This is a genomic window from Winogradskyella epiphytica (assembly GCF_003217215.1).
Lineage (GTDB): Bacteria > Bacteroidota > Bacteroidia > Flavobacteriales > Flavobacteriaceae > Winogradskyella > Winogradskyella epiphytica.
On sequence record NZ_QJTD01000007.1, the window covers coordinates 60646 to 78674 of the forward strand.

The 18029-nt window shown below is 34.7% G+C and carries 17 protein-coding genes and 5 tRNA genes; all 22 read right to left on the bottom strand.

Going from position 1 to position 18029, the window contains the following annotated elements; genetic code table 11:
- Positions 1-31 precede the first annotated feature (31 nt).
- Positions 32-3844, bottom strand: coding sequence for a DNA-directed RNA polymerase subunit beta (gene rpoB, locus DFQ11_RS12805; protein ID WP_110476281.1), 3813 nt, complete (start codon positions 3842-3844; stop codon positions 32-34).
- 121 nt (positions 3845-3965) lie between these two features.
- The gene (gene rplL, locus DFQ11_RS12810; protein WP_110476282.1) at positions 3966-4340 is read right to left on the bottom strand and encodes a 50S ribosomal protein L7/L12; all 375 of its coding nucleotides are present in this window, start codon (positions 4338-4340) and stop codon (positions 3966-3968) included.
- 59 nt (positions 4341-4399) lie between these two features.
- Positions 4400-4921, bottom strand: coding sequence for a 50S ribosomal protein L10 (gene rplJ, locus DFQ11_RS12815; RefSeq protein ID WP_110476283.1), 522 nt, complete (start codon positions 4919-4921; stop codon positions 4400-4402).
- A gap of 19 nt (positions 4922-4940) precedes the next feature.
- Positions 4941-5630 carry a 50S ribosomal protein L1 gene (gene rplA, locus DFQ11_RS12820; protein WP_110476284.1) on the bottom strand — a complete coding sequence of 230 codons (690 nt, stop codon included), beginning with the start codon at positions 5628-5630 and terminating at the stop codon, positions 4941-4943.
- 10 nt (positions 5631-5640) lie between these two features.
- Entirely contained in the window at positions 5641-6081 is a 441-nt protein-coding gene (rplK, locus tag DFQ11_RS12825) for a 50S ribosomal protein L11 (protein ID WP_110476285.1), read from the bottom strand.
- 69 nt (positions 6082-6150) lie between these two features.
- Positions 6151-6696 (bottom strand): transcription termination/antitermination protein NusG, encoded by a 546-nt coding sequence (nusG, locus tag DFQ11_RS12830; protein WP_110476286.1) that lies wholly within the window; start codon positions 6694-6696, stop codon positions 6151-6153.
- Between the two features lie 18 nt (positions 6697-6714).
- Positions 6715-6909, bottom strand: a complete 195-nt coding sequence (secE, locus tag DFQ11_RS12835; protein ID WP_110476287.1) for a preprotein translocase subunit SecE — start codon at positions 6907-6909, stop codon at positions 6715-6717.
- A gap of 49 nt (positions 6910-6958) precedes the next feature.
- Positions 6959-7031 (bottom strand) — tRNA-Trp (locus DFQ11_RS12840).
- A 63-nt stretch (positions 7032-7094) separates the two neighbouring features.
- The gene (gene tuf / locus DFQ11_RS12845) at positions 7095-8282 is read right to left on the bottom strand and encodes an elongation factor Tu (protein WP_110476288.1); all 1188 of its coding nucleotides are present in this window, start codon (positions 8280-8282) and stop codon (positions 7095-7097) included.
- A gap of 71 nt (positions 8283-8353) precedes the next feature.
- A tRNA-Thr gene (locus DFQ11_RS12850) sits at positions 8354-8425 on the bottom strand.
- Positions 8426-8494: 69 nt separating this feature from the next.
- Positions 8495-8567: transfer RNA gene (locus tag DFQ11_RS12855), tRNA-Gly, on the bottom strand.
- 204 nt (positions 8568-8771) lie between these two features.
- Positions 8772-8853 (bottom strand) — tRNA-Tyr (locus DFQ11_RS12860).
- Positions 8854-8905: 52 nt separating this feature from the next.
- Positions 8906-8979 (bottom strand) — tRNA-Thr (locus tag DFQ11_RS12865).
- A 126-nt stretch (positions 8980-9105) separates the two neighbouring features.
- On the bottom strand, positions 9106-9408 hold the full coding sequence (gene hpf / locus DFQ11_RS12870; RefSeq protein ID WP_110476289.1) for a ribosome hibernation-promoting factor, HPF/YfiA family: 303 nt from the start codon (positions 9406-9408) through the stop codon (positions 9106-9108).
- Between the two features lie 78 nt (positions 9409-9486).
- The gene (locus DFQ11_RS12875) at positions 9487-10377 is read right to left on the bottom strand and encodes a tyrosine-type recombinase/integrase (protein WP_110476290.1); all 891 of its coding nucleotides are present in this window, start codon (positions 10375-10377) and stop codon (positions 9487-9489) included.
- A gap of 118 nt (positions 10378-10495) precedes the next feature.
- Positions 10496-11662 carry an acyl-CoA dehydrogenase family protein gene (locus DFQ11_RS12880; RefSeq protein ID WP_110476291.1) on the bottom strand — a complete coding sequence of 389 codons (1167 nt, stop codon included), beginning with the start codon at positions 11660-11662 and terminating at the stop codon, positions 10496-10498.
- Between the two features lie 13 nt (positions 11663-11675).
- Positions 11676-12563, bottom strand: a complete 888-nt coding sequence (locus DFQ11_RS12885; protein WP_110476292.1) for a ComEA family DNA-binding protein — start codon at positions 12561-12563, stop codon at positions 11676-11678.
- Between the two features lie 16 nt (positions 12564-12579).
- Positions 12580-14205, bottom strand: a complete 1626-nt coding sequence (locus DFQ11_RS12890) for an alanine/glycine:cation symporter family protein (RefSeq protein ID WP_110476293.1) — start codon at positions 14203-14205, stop codon at positions 12580-12582.
- 96 nt (positions 14206-14301) lie between these two features.
- On the bottom strand, positions 14302-15324 hold the full coding sequence (locus DFQ11_RS12895; RefSeq protein WP_110476294.1) for a potassium channel family protein: 1023 nt from the start codon (positions 15322-15324) through the stop codon (positions 14302-14304).
- 10 nt (positions 15325-15334) lie between these two features.
- Positions 15335-15562: a PspC domain-containing protein gene (locus DFQ11_RS12900; protein WP_110476295.1), complete on the bottom strand. Its 228-nt coding sequence runs from the start codon at positions 15560-15562 to the stop codon at positions 15335-15337.
- 12 nt (positions 15563-15574) lie between these two features.
- The gene (locus DFQ11_RS12905; protein WP_110476296.1) at positions 15575-16849 is read right to left on the bottom strand and encodes a DUF2851 family protein; all 1275 of its coding nucleotides are present in this window, start codon (positions 16847-16849) and stop codon (positions 15575-15577) included.
- 135 nt (positions 16850-16984) lie between these two features.
- Complete coding sequence (locus DFQ11_RS12910; protein WP_110476297.1) at positions 16985-17965, bottom strand: PLP-dependent cysteine synthase family protein; 981 nt, start codon at positions 17963-17965, stop codon at positions 16985-16987.
- Positions 17966-18029 lie beyond the last annotated feature (64 nt).

Genomic DNA, 18029 nt, shown 5'->3' on the forward strand with positions numbered 1-18029 from the left:
ATGTATGGGCAGTCCGAAAACTGCCCTTACATTATTCTTCTAATCTAATATCTAATCCTAAACCTTTCAATTCGTGCATAAGTACGTTGAACGATTCTGGTAGTCCTGGTTCTGGCATTGGCTCACCTTTAACGATTGCTTCGTAAGTTTTAGCTCTACCAATAACATCATCTGATTTTACAGTTAAGATTTCACGTAGTGTACTTGATGCTCCATAAGCTTCAAGTGCCCAAACCTCCATCTCACCAAAACGCTGTCCACCAAATTGTGCTTTACCTCCTAATGGCTGTTGCGTAATTAATGAGTATGGTCCAATTGAACGTGCGTGCATCTTATCGTCAATCATATGGCCAAGTTTAATCATGTAAATCACACCAACTGTTGCCGGTTGATCAAAACGATCTCCTGTTCCACCATCATATAGATAAGTATGACCAAATCTTGGGATACCAGCTTCATCTGTATAACCGTTAATATGATCTAAAGTAGCACCATCGAAAATTGGAGTAGCATACTTCTTTCCTAATTTTTGACCAGCCCATCCTAAAACGGTTTCATAAATCTGACCAATATTCATACGAGAAGGTACACCAAGTGGGTTTAATACAATATCAACTGGAGTTCCGTCCTCTAAGAAAGGCATATCTTCTTGACGAACGATACGAGCGACAATACCTTTGTTACCGTGACGTCCTGCCATTTTATCACCAACTTTCAATTTACGTTTCTTAGCAATATAAACTTTCGCTAATTTAATGATACCTGCAGGAAGTTCATCACCAACGGAGATTGTAAATTTCTCACGTCTTAATGATCCTTGAAGGTCATTTTCTTTAATCTTATAGTTGTGAATTAAATCTGCAACTAGTTCGTTTGTATGATCGTCAGTCGTCCATCTTCCTGATGTTAAATGCGTATAGTCATCTACAGCGTTTAACATTTTAAGAGTGTACTTCTTACCTTTAGGAATAATTTCTTCTCCTAAATCATTATAAATACCTTGAGCTGTTTTACCATTTACGATTGTAAATAATTTTTCAACTAAAACATTCTTAAGATCATCAAATCTGTTATCGTATGCATTTTCTAATGCCTCGATATCTTCCTTATCTTGAGCTCTTTTACGTTTATCTTTTACTGCTCTAGCGAATAATTTCTTATCGATTACAACACCATTAAGTGATGGAGATGCTTTTAAAGATGCATCTTTAACATCACCTGCTTTATCACCAAAGATCGCTCTAAGAAGTTTTTCTTCTGGTGTTGGATCAGACTCTCCTTTTGGAGTAATCTTACCAATTAAGATGTCACCTGGTTTGATTTCAGCACCAATACGAATCATACCATTTTCATCTAAATCTTTAGTGGCTTCTTCAGATACGTTAGGAATATCATTAGTTAACTCTTCGTTACCTAATTTAGTGTCTCTAACTTCTAAAGAATACTCATCGATATGAATAGATGTAAATACATCTTCTCTAACCACTTTTTCAGAAATTACGATTGCATCCTCAAAGTTATACCCTTTCCAAGGCATAAAGGCTACTTTCATATTTCTACCAAGTGCTAATTCACCGTTTTCAGTTGCATAACCCTCACAAAGTACTTGTCCTTTTTTAACTTTAGTCCCTTTCTCAACGATTGGTTTTAAGTTAATAGAAGTGCCTTGATTTGTTTTTCTAAATTTAACTAAAGGATATTCTTTAGTATCACTATCAAAACTAACCATTGCCTCTTCTTCGGTACGCTCGTACTTAATGATGATTTTTTGTGCGTCAACATATTCTACAACACCATCTCCTTCAGCATTTATTAATACTCTTGAATCTGATGCTACTTGACGTTCTAAACCTGTTCCAACAATTGGTGCTTCAGGTCGTAATAAAGGAACTGCCTGACGCATCATGTTAGATCCCATTAATGCACGGTTGGCATCATCATGTTCCAAGAATGGAATTAAAGATGCTGAAATCGATGCAATTTGGTTTGGCGCAACGTCTGTATAATTCACATTTATAGGATCGATAACTGGGAAATCACCTTCTTGACGAGAAATAATTTTCTCTGGAAGAATTTTTCCTTCTTTATCAACCTCAATAGTTGCTTGTGCAATTAACATATCCTCTTCCTCTTCGGCACTTAGATACGTTGGTTCATTTTTAATATCTACTACACCATCTGTAACTTTTCTATAAGGCGTTTCAATGAATCCCATAGCATTCACTTTCGCGAAAACAGATAGAGAAGAAATTAAACCAATGTTTGGTCCTTCTGGTGTTTCAATTGGACATAAACGTCCGTAATGTGTATAGTGAACGTCACGTACCTCGAAACCAGCTCTTTCTCTTGATAAACCTCCTGGTCCTAATGCTGATAGACGACGCTTATGCGTAATCTCTGCAAGAGGATTCGTTTGATCCATAAATTGAGAAAGTTGGTTCGTACCAAAGAATGAATTAATAACAGACGATAAAGTCTTAGCGTTAATTAAATCAATCGGTGTAAATACTTCGTTGTCACGTACATTCATACGCTCACGAATAGTACGTGCCATACGAGCTAAACCAACACCAAACTGAGAAGATAATTGTTCACCTACTGTACGTACACGACGGTTAGATAAGTGATCGATATCATCAATCTCTGCTTTAGAGTTAATTAACTCAATTAAATATTTTATTATAGTAATGATATCTTCTTTAGTAAGCACTTGCTTATCCATTCCGATATCTAACTGTAGTTTCTTGTTCATTCTGTAACGACCTACTTCACCTAAAGAGTAACGTTGGTCAGAGAAGAATAATTTGTCAATAATACCACGTGCTGTTTCCTCATCTGGCGGCTCAGCATTACGTAGTTGACGGTAGATGTGCTCAACAGCTTCCTTTTCAGAGTTTGTTGGGTCTTTTTGTAAAGTATTGTGAATAATTGCGTAATCTCCTTGTTGCGCACTTTCTTTATGCAAAAGAATAGTTTTTACTTCTGCTTCAAGAATTTCTTCAATATTATCTTTATCTATTTCCGTATCACGATCAAGTACAATCTCGTTACGTTCAATAGATACTACTTCACCTGTATCTTCGTCCACAAAATCCTCATGCCATGTATTTAATACACGTGCTGCTAATTTGCGTCCAATAACTTTCTTTAATCCAGATTTTGAAACCTTTACTTCTTCAGCAAGGTCAAAAATCTCTAAAATATCTTTATCACGTTCAAAACCGATAGCTCTGAATAATGTTGTAACAGGTAACTTTTTCTTTCTATCAATGTATGCATACATTACCTGATTAATATCAGTAGCAAATTCTATCCAAGAACCTTTAAAAGGAATTACTCTGGCAGAATATAACTTAGTTCCATTAGCATGGAACGACTGGCTAAAGAATACACCTGGTGATCTATGTAATTGAGAAACAACCACACGTTCTGCTCCATTAACACAGAATGTACCACTTGGTGTCATGTAAGGAATAGTACCTAAATACACATCTTGAACAATAGTCTCGAAATCCTCATGTTCTGGATCTGTACAGTACAACTTCAATCTTGCTTTTAAAGGCACACTATAAGTAAGACCTCTTTCGATACATTCTTCGATAGAGTATCTTGGTGGATCTATAAAGTAATCTAAAAATTCTAGTACGAATTGATTACGTGTGTCTGTTATGGGGAAGTTTTCCATGAAGGTGTTGTACAAACCTTCATTACCTCTTTCTTCTGACTTTGTTTCTAATTGGAAAAAATCCTGGAAGGATTTAATTTGGATATCCAAAAAGTCTGGGTAATCTGTCCTATTTACAATAGAAGAGAAATTAATTCTTTCAGCCTTTTTTGCTAACATTGATGAACGAGATTTTTATTAAATAAAAACTAAAAAATGTATATAACGTTTATATACACAAAAGGGTTTAGGTCTTAGAGTACGACTCAAGACCTAAACCATGTGTTGTATTAAGGTAAGCTTACTTAAGCTCAACCTCAGCTCCAGCTTCTTCTAATTGAGCTTTTAATGCTTCAGCTTCATCTTTAGAAACAGCTTCTTTGATAGCACTTGGTGCGTCATCAACTAATCCTTTAGCTTCTTTTAAGCCTAAACCAGTTAATTCTTTTACTAATTTTACAACTGCAAGTTTAGATGCACCTGCCGCTTTTAAGATTACGTCGAATTCTGATTGCTCTTCAGCAGCGTCACCACCACCTGCAGCAGGACCAGCCATTGCTACAGCAGCAGCAGCAGGCTCAATACCGTACTCATCTTTTAATATTGTTGCTAATTCGTTAACTTCTTTAACTGTTAAGTTAACTAATTGTTCTGCGAAATCTTTTAAATCTGCCATTTTTCTATTGTTTAATAATGTGTGTTATAATTTAATTTTCTATTGTGTTTTGTAATATCTTATCCTTCTCTTTCAGATAATGTCTTAACTAAACCTGCGATTGTACCACCACCAGACTTAAGTGCTGAGATAACATTCTTAGCAGGAGATTGTAGTAAACCTACGATTTCGCCGATAAGTTCTTCTCTAGACTTGATGTCTACTAATGCGTCTAGTAAATCGTCACCTATGTAAATTGATTCCTCAATGAACGCTCCTTTTAATAAAGGTTTGTCTGACTTTTTACGAAACTCTTTAATTACTTTAGCAGGCGCGTTACCAGTTTCAGAATACATTACTGATGTATTACCTTTAAGGATCGTTGGCAAATCACCGAAATCTTTATCCGATGCATTCATTGCCTTCTCTAAAAGTGTATTCTTAACTACAGCTAATTTAATATTAGCTTTGTAACATGCTCTTCTTAAATTTGAAGTCGCTGATGCTGATAATCCAGAAATATCTGTTAAATAGATATTTGTATTATCTGCTAATTGAGCAGTCAACTCTTCAATTACTTGGGATTTTTCTTCTCTTGTCATAATATTCTAAGTTTAACTACTATCCTATTTTTGTGTCTATTGAGATACTTGGACTCATAGTACTTGACATGTAAATACTCTTTACATAAGTACCTTTAGCAGCAGTTGGCTTCAATTTCATTAGAGTAGTTAATAATTCTTGAGCGTTACCCACTAATTTATCAGTACTAAACGATGCTTTACCTATTGGTGCATGTACAATACCTGTTTTATCTACTTTAAAATCAATTTTACCAGCTTTTACTTCTGCCACAGCTTTCGCTACGTCCATAGTAACAGTTCCGGTTTTTGGGTTTGGCATTAAACCTCTTGGGCCTAATACTCTACCTAATGGTCCTAACTTACCCATGATACTTGGCATAGTAACGATAACGTCAACATCTGTCCAACCATCTTTAATTTTTTGTAAGTATTCATCTAACCCTACATAATCAGCACCTGCTTCTTTAGCTTCTGCTTCTTTATCTGGAGTTACTAGCGCAAGAACCTTCATGTCTTTACCAGTACCGTGAGGTAATGAAACTACACCACGCACCATTTGATTGGCTTTTCGTGGATCTACACCTAATCTAACTGCTAAATCTACTGAAGCGTCAAACTTTGTGTATGTAATTTCTTTTAGTAAAGCTGAAGCTTCTTCTAAAGAGTAAAGTTTGTTTTTATCAACCTTTGCTCTTGCTTCTTTTTGCTTCTTTGTTAATCTTGCCATTTCTAAAAATTTAGTTTGGAGCTTCACCTCCTTTAACAGTGATACCCATCGATCTTGCTGTACCAGCTACCATTTTCATAGCTGATCCGATTTCAAATGCATTTAAATCTTGCATTTTATCTTCAGCAATCGCTTTAACTTGATCCCAAGTTACTTTTGCTACTTTACGTCGGTTAGGTTCTCCAGATCCTTTCTTTACTTTGGCCGCTTCTAATAATTGTACTGCTGCTGGTGGGGTCTTGATTACAAAGTCAAATGATTTGTCTTTATAAACAGAGATAACCACAGGTAATACTTTACCTGCTTTATCTTGGGTCCTAGCATTAAATTGCTTACAGAACTCCATGATATTAACTCCAGCGGCACCTAAAGCGGGTCCTACCGGTGGCGATGGATTCGCAGCACCTCCCCGAACTTGTAGCTTAACTACTTTGTCTATTTCTTTTGCCATTTTTGAATGTTTAATGCGTTAATCTAAATTTGGAAGCTAGATCTTACGCTCTCTTTATTGTAACAATTATTAAATTTTTTCTACTTGCATATAGCTTAATTCCAATGGTGTTTTTCTTCCAAAAATCTTCACCATTACCTCAAGCTTACGTTTTTCTTCATTTATCTTTTCGATAGTTCCATCAAAACCATTGAATGGTCCATCGATAACTTTTACGGTTTCACCTTTTGTAAATGGAATAGCTATATTAGCATCTGCCTCCACAGATAATTCATCCACTTTACCTAACATTCTGTTTACCTCAGATTGTCTTAACGGCACAGGATCACCACCTTTTGTTTCTCCTAAGAAACCAATAACATTTGTAATTGATTTAATAATATGAGGAATCTCACCACTTAAATTGGCTTGAATCATTATATATCCAGGAAAGTAAACTTTTTCTTTGTTTATTTTTTTTCCGTTACGGATTTGTATTACTTTTTCGGTAGGTACTAATACCTGATCAACATAATCCTCTAAACCTAATCTCGAAATTTCATTTTCAATATAAGTCTTGATTTTATTTTCTTGACCGCTTACCGCTCTAACAACATACCATTTTTTATCAGACATCTTCTTCGTGTATATTTATTAGTGAATCATATCGAAATAAGCCTTAACTGCTCTACTAAACACAGTATCGACTCCCCAAATAGCTAATGAAAATATAATTGAAAACACAGCTACAATAATCGTCAATTTTTGAGCTTCTGGCCACGGTGTCCATGACACGTTGTTTTTCAACTCTTCAAACGATTCTTTTATATATGTTGTTAATCCTGCCATTTGATATCTATATTTTTTAAGGTCGAAACTTAACCTATTTTGTATTTTGCACGGGTTGAGAGACTCGAACTCACGACACCTGGTTTTGGAGACCAGTGCTCTACCAACTGAGCTAAACCCGTAAACAATAATCAAGGCGTCCCGAATTTATCGAGACACCTTAATTATATATTGTACTATTTTGATTAGTCTAATATTTCAGTTACCTGACCAGCACCAACTGTTCTACCACCTTCACGGATAGCGAAACGTAAACCTACGTTCATTGCAATTGGTTGAATTAACTCAACAGTAATTGTTAAGTTGTCACCAGGCATTACCATTTCAACTCCATCAGGAAGCGCGATGTTTCCAGTTACGTCAGTTGTACGTACGTAGAACTGTGGACGGTAGTTATTATGGAATGGAGTATGACGTCCACCTTCTTCTTTTTTAAGGATATAAACCTCAGCTTTGAACTTAGCGTGTGGAGTTACAGAACCAGGCTTAGTGATTACCATACCTCTAGAGATTTGAGTTTTCTCAATACCTCTTAATAAGATACCTGCGTTATCTCCAGCTTCACCTCTATCTAAGATTTGACGGAACATTTCAATACCAGTAATAGTAGATGTTAATTTCTCAGCACCCATACCGATGATTTCAACAGGATCTCCTGTTTTAGCTACACCTGTTTCGATACGACCAGTTGCAACAGTACCACGACCTGTAATAGAAAATACATCTTCAATTGGCATTAAGAAAGGCTTGTCCATATCACGAACTGGCTCTTCAATCCAAGCATCAACAGCATCCATTAATTCAAGTAATGCATCTACCCACTTTTGCTCACCGTTAAGTGCACCTAAAGCAGAACCTGCAACTACAGGACCATTATCTCCATCGTATTCGTAGAATGATAATAAGTCACGGATTTCCATTTCAACCAACTCTAATAATTCAGGGTCGTCTACTAAATCCACTTTATTCATAAACACAACAATTCTAGGAATACCTACTTGGCGACCTAAAAGGATGTGCTCACGTGTTTGAGGCATAGGACCATCAGTAGCAGCAACTACAAGAATAGCACCGTCCATTTGAGCAGCACCAGTAACCATGTTCTTTACGTAATCCGCGTGACCTGGACAGTCAACGTGCGCGTAGTGACGATTCTTTGTTGCGTATTCTACGTGTGATGTATTAATAGTAATACCACGTTCTTTTTCTTCTGGAGCATTATCAATTTGATCAAATGATCTTGCTTCTGAATAACCTGCATCAGCTAGTACTTTTGTAATAGCTGCAGTCGTGGTTGTTTTTCCGTGATCTACGTGTCCAATTGTACCAATATTTAAGTGTGGTTTTGAACGATCGAAAGTTGCCTTTGCCATGTTTTAAAAAATTTTAATCTTAGTTATATAATAATATATTAGTGTATTCTGATTTTATTAACCTAATAAAGAGCCAATGACGAGATTTGAACTCGTGACCTCTTCCTTACCAAGGAAACGCTCTACCCCTGAGCTACACCGGCATTTCATTTACGATTGCCGATTATTCGAATTACGATATAAAGTCTTAATCTTAACTCGCAAATATTTAGAGCGGGAGACCGGGTTCGAACCGGCGACATTCAGCTTGGAAGGCTGACGCTCTACCAACTGAGCTACTCCCGCATTTATCAAAAATTCTAAAACTAAAATCCCTTTATAGAATCTAATCTGTTTTACAACATTTGAAAGGTAATCAATATTTCAAATCTCATATTCTGTTCAGAATACGTTTTTTTTAGATTCGTATTCAAGGATTGATGAGACAATCCTAATCTCTTTTTAGAAATAAGGTCACAAAAGTAATACTTTTTTTCTAAAAAACAATAGTGGGGAGAGCAGGATTCGAACCTGCGAAGACGTAGTCAGCAGATTTACAGTCTGCCCTCGTTGGCCGCTTGAGTATCTCCCCAAAACTTATTTCAATATTTCAAATTTAAGAGTCAATTTTTAAACTCTTAAAGAGCCGATGGAGGGACTCGAACCCACGACCTGCTGATTACAAATCAGCTGCTCTAGCCAGCTGAGCTACATCGGCTTTTTGTTACTTTTTTAGCGCCGTTTACTTGCCATAAAAAAGCCCGCTATTTCTAACGGACTGCAAATGTAAGATAATATTTTTTTAATCAAAACATTTTTCAAAAAAAATTTCACTTTTTTTTAATTAAATGTGTGATCTCAATTTCTCTTTGCGCTTTTTTATTTTTCGTTCTAGAGACGCAACAGCAGAATCTACGGCCTCTTCGAACGTTTTACACTGTTTTTTTACAATAAAACTATCACCAGGAACACTGACTTTAGCTTCAAAAATTTTATTTTCTTTATCGCTAGTATTTTCAACTTTTAAATATACATCGGATTGAATTATTTTATCATAGAACAAATCTAACTTATCCATTCGCTTCTGAATAAAATCTATCAGCTTAGCATCTGCTGTAAAATTGACGGACTGAGTGTTTACTTTCATATATTTTATTTTAAGTTAAACAATAGTGCTAAAATCAAAATCGATCTTGCACTGATTAATAATTATTGGGTCAACAACTTAATTTTGATTTCTTGGGTGAGCTTCAGCATATACTTTCTTCAATTCTGCTATACTATTATGTGTATAGACTTGTGTTGCTGCCAAGCTGGTATGACCAAGAAGTTCTTTAACCGCATTCAAATTGGCACCTTGATTTAATAAGTGCGTTGCAAACGAATGCCTCAAAACATGAGGACTACATTTTGCCTTTGAAGATGCTTCACTAAAATACCTATTTATTATTCTGTAAACAAGTTTTTCATAGACTTTAAGACCATTTTGTGTTAAAAACAAAAACTCTTTATCTTCAATTATCTGTAGCTCATTTCTATAGCCTAAATAACGATTAAGTGACACCATCACAGTTTCTATTAACGGGATATAACGTTCTTTATTTCTTTTACCTAATACTTTCACTTGATTATTTCCGTAATCAATATCTGTCAACTTAATGTTTACTAATTCTATTCGTCGAATTCCAGTAGCATAAAACAACTCAATAATCAATTGATCTCTAGCAGATTCAAAATCTACAACCTCAATAGAATTTTCTAAAACGCTTTTTAATTCGGCTTCGGAAAAAGGTAATTGCACTTTCTTACCTACTTTTAATGCCTTATGTATTTTTAGAGGGTTGACATCAATAGCTTCAATTTTTTGGAGAAATTTAAAGTAAGTATTAAGCGAAGAAATTTTTCTATTAATGGTTCTATTAGAAATGCCACTATCCACTAAAACCACGATCCATTGTCTTATTTCTGAATATCCTACAATAGATATATCTTCATGATTATGATTATCGTTCAAAAACTCTTTGAACATTTCTAAATCTCTTATATAAGCAACAACAGTATGCTTAGAATAGGTTTTCTCCAATAAAAGGTAATCGGAAAATGATTTGAGACTCATATATATTATTTTGGAAGACTATTAAATATAGTTATTTGATATTGATTTATTGCCCTTTTTGAATAAAAAAATCCTGCGCTATGGCAGGATTTTAATTTCTTATAACTTAGTCTAAGTACTAAGTCGCAGGTTTATAATTTTTATCATCAATAACCATCTTGGCTATAATTTCTTTCAATATTTCAGAGGTACCACCTCCAATTGGGCCTAATCGACTATCTCTAGCCATACGTGCTAACGGATATTCTTCCATATAACCATATCCACCTAAAAACTGTAAACATTGGTAAATAACATCGTCGGCCATTTTTGTAGATTGTAGTTTAGACATAGTGGCCTCTTTAACCACATACTCTCCCATATCTAAACGCTTAGCGACATAATAATTAAATTGCTTGCAGATTTCCATCTGTGTCACGCAGTCGGCATAAGTATGTCTTAGCGCCTGAAATTTATCTATTGTCTTTCCAAAAGCTGTTCTCTCAGACATATATTGTTTAGCGTACTCTAAAGCAAACTCTGCTCTAGCGTGTGCGTTTACCCCCATAATTAATCGTTCTAAGGAAAAATGCTGCATAATATATGGGAAGCCTTGACCTTCTTCTCCCATTAGATTTGAAGCCGGTATTACCACATTATCAAAAGCAATTTCTCCAGTATCTGAAGCTCTCCATCCTAACTTATCTAATTTCGTAGCAGAAATTCCTGGCGTATCTCTATCCATTACAAAAATACTCATCCCTTTATGCCCTAGTTCTGGGTTTGTTTTTGCCGCAACTACTAGATAGTCACTATAAACTCCATTTGTTATAAAGGTTTTTGAGCCATTAATCACATAGGTATCTCCTTTTTTAACTGCGGTAGTTCTCATACCTGCAACATCAGACCCACCAAAAGGTTCAGTAATACACAAGCAACCTATTAAATCTCCGGAAATACTTCCTGCTAAATACTTTTCTTTAATTGCTTCGTCACCTTCTTTATTAAGATGTGTCATTGCTAAGTAAGCATGAGCCCACATTGCAGCGGCAAATCCACCAGAATTAATACGTTGTAATTCTTCTAACCAAATTACAGTGTAGAATAAATCTAAATCTAAACCACCATATTTTTCCGGGTAAGCAAGACCAAAGTAGCCCATATCACCGAACTTCTTCCAAATGAAACGTTCAATTTGGCCTGTTTCCTCCCATTTATCAATGTGTGGTACAACTTCCTTTTGTAAGAAATCTCTAAGGCTTTCTCTAAATAAATTATGTTCTTCTGTGAAATATAAATTAGACATATGAGTGTTTTTGTTATAAATGCAAATATAACTTAATTATCTCGATTTTTTGAAGCGGGAAATCCTGAACTTTTGTCAATTCATCTAAAGATTTAAAGCCATCTCTTAAAGTGCGTTCTTCAATAATATGATGGGCCACCTCGTAATCGATATATTGAATAGTGACCAACTCGTCTCTTGTAGCCGAATTCAAATTAAGCTTTTTAATTTTTCTCGGCGTTTTAACCGTAAATTGTTCTTTAATTCGATCAATCACCTCTGGCGATAAACCGTAAATTTCACTAAGTTCTATATCTGCTATAAATCCACCATTAAACTTATTTCTATATGCTATAATTCTCTTGGAAAGCTTCTCGCCTACTCCATATACCTTTCTCAATTGAATCTCTGTAGCTAGATTTAAATCTATTTTTTGTTCATAGGTTTTTGGTGTTGAACTTTCTGAATACGTTGCTGTATAGACTTGCTGTTTGGGTTTTGGATTAGTGACCCATTCTGGAAATTTAAAATATGGTGAAATAACTTCTAATAAAGAATCGGAAATTTTGGTAACCTGTTGAAACTGCGATGCAGAATTCACCCATTGATCTTGATCTCTAAACTTATGAAGCCTATCTATTTCTTCATTAGTCATTCCCAAGGTATAACCTTTATAATCGGTTATATAATTTGGGTTGAAAGGATATATTTTAGGTTTATTATTTTCTATTTCAATCAAACGAAGAGAGTCGACTTCACTTCTGAAGGCATCGAGCTGTTCATGATCAAGAATATTTTGATCATTAGAATCTCCAAAATTAATTGGAGCAAACCAATACACGCACTGCGCTATTATGATGAGGATTATTAATAAAAAAATCCCATTTCGTTGTTGATTAGAAAACTGGAAATGGGATTTCATATGTGGTTAGATTAGTTTATAACATTTCATTGAGGTCATCTGCCCCATCTTCTATAGCTTCGTCTTTAACACTTATAGCCTTATAATACCTAGTTAACTCCTGTCTGATAATCGGTGATAATAAAACAACACCAATTATATTAGGCACAACCATAGCAAAGATCATAGCATCAGAGAAGTTGATTACGGCACCTAAACTAATTGTAGCTCCAACAACCACAAAGAATAAGAATAACACTTTATAAGTTAAATCAGAAACTTTTCCTTTTCCGAATAAGTACACCCAACCTTGCATTCCGTAATAAGACCATGATATCATTGTTGAAAAAGCGAATAAGATTACTGCGATAGTTAGAATTATAGAGAAATGCGGGATTACCGAATCAAAAGCTGTTGCTGTTAACTCAACACCTTCTTTAATTTCAACTCCATATTCCATGAATTGCCCATCAAAATTAGTAATCACAATAACTAAAGCCGTCATTGTACAAATGACTACGGTATCTACGAATGGCTCTAAAAGTGCGACTATACCTTCTGATGCGGGATACTTAGTTCTCACAGCGGAGTGCGCAATTGCGGCTGAACCAACCCCTGCTTCATTTGAAAACGCACCTCTTCTAATACCTTGAATCATCACACCAACTAATCCACCTGCTATTCCTAGTCCAGAAAAAGCACCTTCATAAATTAACATAAAAGCATCATCGATTAAACTGAAATTAGCAATTAAAATAATTACCGCGGCTAAAACATAAATTCCTGCCATAAACGGCACCACCTTTTCAGTTACTTTTGCGATACGTTTAATACCACCTATTATAACAACTGCAACAAGACAAGCCATAACTAGGCCAAAATATAGTCCTGCGTTAGAGGCTTCATCAAAGTTAAATAGTTTCACAAATTGAGCGGCGGCTTGATTCGCTTGGAACATATTTCCTCCACCAAAAGAACCACCTATAACAAATACAGCAAATAGAAAAGCTAAAACTTTCCCGAATTTACCCATACCTTTAGATTTCAACCCTTTTGAAAGGTAATACATTGGCCCTCCATAAACGGTCCCATCTTCACCAACATCTCTATATTTTACTCCAAGGGTACATTCAGCAAATTTCGATGCCATTCCTAAAAGTCCGGCTACAATCATCCAAAATGTTGCTCCTGGACCACCAATAGATAAAGCAACTGCAACACCTGCAATATTTCCTAGACCTACTGTTGCAGATAACGCTGCTGTTAATGCTTGGAAATGTGAAACCTCCCCATCGGCACTATCGTCTCTAATAGTTTTGATAATATCTTCGCCTTCATCTCGGGTATTATCTCCATATAACTTATCTGCTCCGTGCTTTTCAATATCTTCATACTGCCCTCTAACAACTCTAATAGCCATTCTGAAACCAGTAACATTAATAAATTTAAAATAAATTGTAAAGAATAAGGCTCCACCAATTAATACGATAAGTACCCAAGGGATTTGATATGTTTCCGAAAATGGAATTTCATAAAAAATAGCTTCTACAAACCAACCGGTATAATCTTTGAAAATTGTATCAATTTTTTCCGAAGTTGTTTGTTGTGCAAAGTTTAAAAGCGGTAATGATATCGCAAAAATCGATAGAAGAAATTTCTTCATTAGTTTATTTATTTGTTAATTTTTTGGTTTAATGATGACAATATGCAAAAAAAAATTGACCCTTTAAAGAATCGACTTATAAAATGAATATATTAACTATTCAATATTAAACTCGGAGTTCAACCTTCTAATTTGTTCAGGTCGACCTAATACTATGACCTTTGAGCCTGGAACTAATTTTGTATCAGCTTCTGGGTTAACAAGATAATCACCTTTTCCATCTTTAAATCCTATAACTGTACAGCCCGTTTTTTTTCGTAAATCTAGGTCTTTAATAGTTTTTACTTTTGACGTATCATAGAGCTGCTCAACTTTAACTTCTTCAATATTTATATTTCTTGTACCTACAACGCCTAAATTATCTATAAACTCGATTAAATCAGGAATTACAACTAAGGAAGCCATATGATCACCACCTATTTTATCTGGAAGTATCACTTTATCTGCACCTGCTAATTTGAGCTTATTATAAGAGGTTTCTGCTGATGCTCTACTTATAATAGTAAGTTTGGCATTAATCTGTCGCGCGGATAAGACTACGAAAAGATTATCCGCATCATTAGGTAATGCACTAATTAATGTATTTGCTTTGTCTATTCCTGCTGCTATAAGTGATTCATCTTCATTGGCATTACCAAAAACAAATGAAATGTCTTCGTCTTGAAATCTTTCTATAACTTCTTTATCACTTTCTATTACAACAAAAGGCTTTTTGTAATCCAATAATTTTTTCGCAGCCTGTTTTCCGTTTCTACCATAGCCACATATAATAACATGGTTGGTCATATTATCTATTCTCTTTTGCATCTTTCGTTGTTTTAAATCTATGATATTATTTCTATTCAGAATAAATTCAGTGATGATTGATATGGCGTACCCAACAATAACAACACTGGCAAGGATTAAGAATATCGTAAAAATTTTTGACTGTGAGTCTAATGGATTAACCTCGGCAAAACCTACTGTAGTTACGGTTATAACCGTCATATATAGTGCATCTAGCCATTCATAACCAGAAATATATCTATAGCCGATAACCCCAATACATAATAGTAGAACCAACATTAGCACTGCTGTGTAAATCTTGGACCTATATAGGCGAATAAGAGGGTTATACATTATGTTGGTATTATAAATCGAAAACCGATGAGCGCTTTGTATAGACAATATCTTTTATTCGCATCCAAAACGCTAAAAATAAATATAGCGCAAAACCAAAACCTACGGTTACAAAGGTTAGATATATAAAAGATGTTCTTACAATTTTAGCCCTAATACCAAGACGATCTGCTATACGTTGACAAACGTAATAACCTCGTTTTTGGAAGTATAATAATAGTGAGTAAAACCATTTCATACCGCAATTTACTTAATTTTTCACGATTAGACTATTACCAATAGCACAATGCAAGCATTTATTATTATCACAGTAATTATTCTTTAATTGCAATAAAGCCTGCGAACTTAAAGCATGTTTTTCAATTGGTTTTAAATCTAAAAATTTAGAAACAACACTATTCTTTTCCATCTTAATACTTTTTATAAGCTGAAATAGTACATCAACAATTGTCTTTTCTTGTGCCTTAGCATAACTAAATTTCAATGGGATTATAGTATTGATTATCAATAAGTCTATAAAAGTCTTTGTAAGCATTTTTTTTGAAATTTTTGAAGTTTTACCAAAAGTATAATGCGTCATCCAAAATTCAGAAACTCCTTTATTGAAGAAATCATAAAATTCCTCAACCCTATTTAAATCTAAAATTTTTGAAAACAAATTGGGCTCTAAAGCATATAAATTAGCAAATTGAGATAGACGAATGGTTGGAAAATTAGGTGGCCTTAGCCTGAAAAACTGCAATGGTAGAACTCCATTATTTTCAAGATTGAATTTCTTTTTTTGAAATTCATACCTTCTTCTTAAATCATAAAAGTGGTTTTCTTCAATAGTTTCGCTTGTTAATAATCTTGCTTGCCCGAATAATAAAGCTTCCATATCCAACACATCACCTTGTAGTTTCCTGAAAACTGCAAAATCGATAGAAGTCGCTAAGCTAAAAAAAGCTTCCCCATTAACTTTTAGTCCAAAGTTCTTTAATAGCATTTTAAACAAAACGGCTTCCCAATCGTTATTTGAGGATTTTAATAATTGACTTATAATATCAGATTTTCGCTCTAGTCTTTCAATATATAAGCGTTCCAACCAATTATTGAGTAGAAAATCATCCACTTCCGAAAAATGGGCCTCACAATTTATCCAAGATTTGGATCTCATTAATTGCCTGTACTTGCTTATTAAATTATAGCTCACATAATCCTTTAACTCGAGTGTTGGCAATACGGAATTATCTTTTCTGAAAATTTCGGTATCATGTTCCCAGACCACATGTAATATGACATTATCATAAGCTTTATCAATTTCATGATTATGAACGTACCAATCTGAAGATTTTATATGGATCTCTACATTTCCAGCCCATAACTGCTCTCCTATTCGTATTCGGGCATTAAAAAAATCTGGACCTGCATTATGGTTATGTTGTCCTAACTGAACAATTGCTACATCTTCGCCATCCGTAGTTTTTAAATTTGACGACTCAAAAGCTTTGTGTTTCCATATATAATGTAGAACATCTTCTTGCATGCTACTAAATTATAAGTTTCATTTCTTAAACGAACTTAATATACTAACATTCAAGTATATATCACAAATAAAAAACCCTGATTGTTACATCAGGATTTTAAATTATATAATAGTCATATTTTATACAGGAGAAATCTATTCGATATAGCCCATCTCTCTCATCCAATCGTCATTAAACATTTTTCCAACATAACGGCTTCCATGGTCATGGAATAATACGACCACTACATCTTCAGGTTTAAAATGCTCTTTCAACTGCAACACTCCTTTTATGGCAGCTCCTGCTGAATTCCCTAAAAACATACCTTCTTCTTTAGCTAATTTCTGAGTGTATACCGCCGCGTCTTTATCTGTTACTTTAGTAAAACCATCAATTATATCGAAGTCAACATTTTTTGGAAGAATATCTTCGCCTATACCTTCTGTTACATATGGATAAATTTCGTTTTCATCGAAAATTCCCGTTTCGTGATATTTTTTAAATACCGATCCGTAGGTATCAACGCCCCAAATTTTGACATTTGGATTTTGTTCTTTTAAGTATTTTCCAATTCCTGAAATCGTACCACCTGTTCCAACACCAACAACAAAATGAGTAACTTTTCCATCCGTTTGTTTCCAAATTTCCGGACCAGTACTTTGATAATGTGCTTTCGTATTACTTGGATTATCATATTGATTAACATACCAAGAATTTGGAGTTTCTTCTCCTAATCGTTTTGATACAGAATAATAACTACGAGGATCATCTGGTTCTACTGCAGTTGGACAAACAACGACCTCGGCACCGACAGCTTTAAGCATATCAACCTTTTCCTTAGACTGCTTATCGGCCATTACAAAAATACACTTGTATCCTTTTACAATGGCTGCCAATGCTAACCCCATTCCTGTATTACCTGAGGTGCCTTCAATTATAGTTCCTCCTGGCTTTAGTCTTCCGTCTGCTTCTGCATCTTCTATCATTTGCAAAGCCATACGGTCTTTAACTGAATTCCCAGGGTTAAATGTTTCGTATTTAGCAAGGACCAAACATGGTAAGTCCTCCACTAGTTTATTCATTTTAACTAATGGTGTATTTCCAATTGTACCTAATATATTTTCTGCGTAATCCATAAATTTAATTTTCAAGATTGCAAAGGTACGTTAAATGTTGTGTAATGAAAATTGAAGCCTGAGA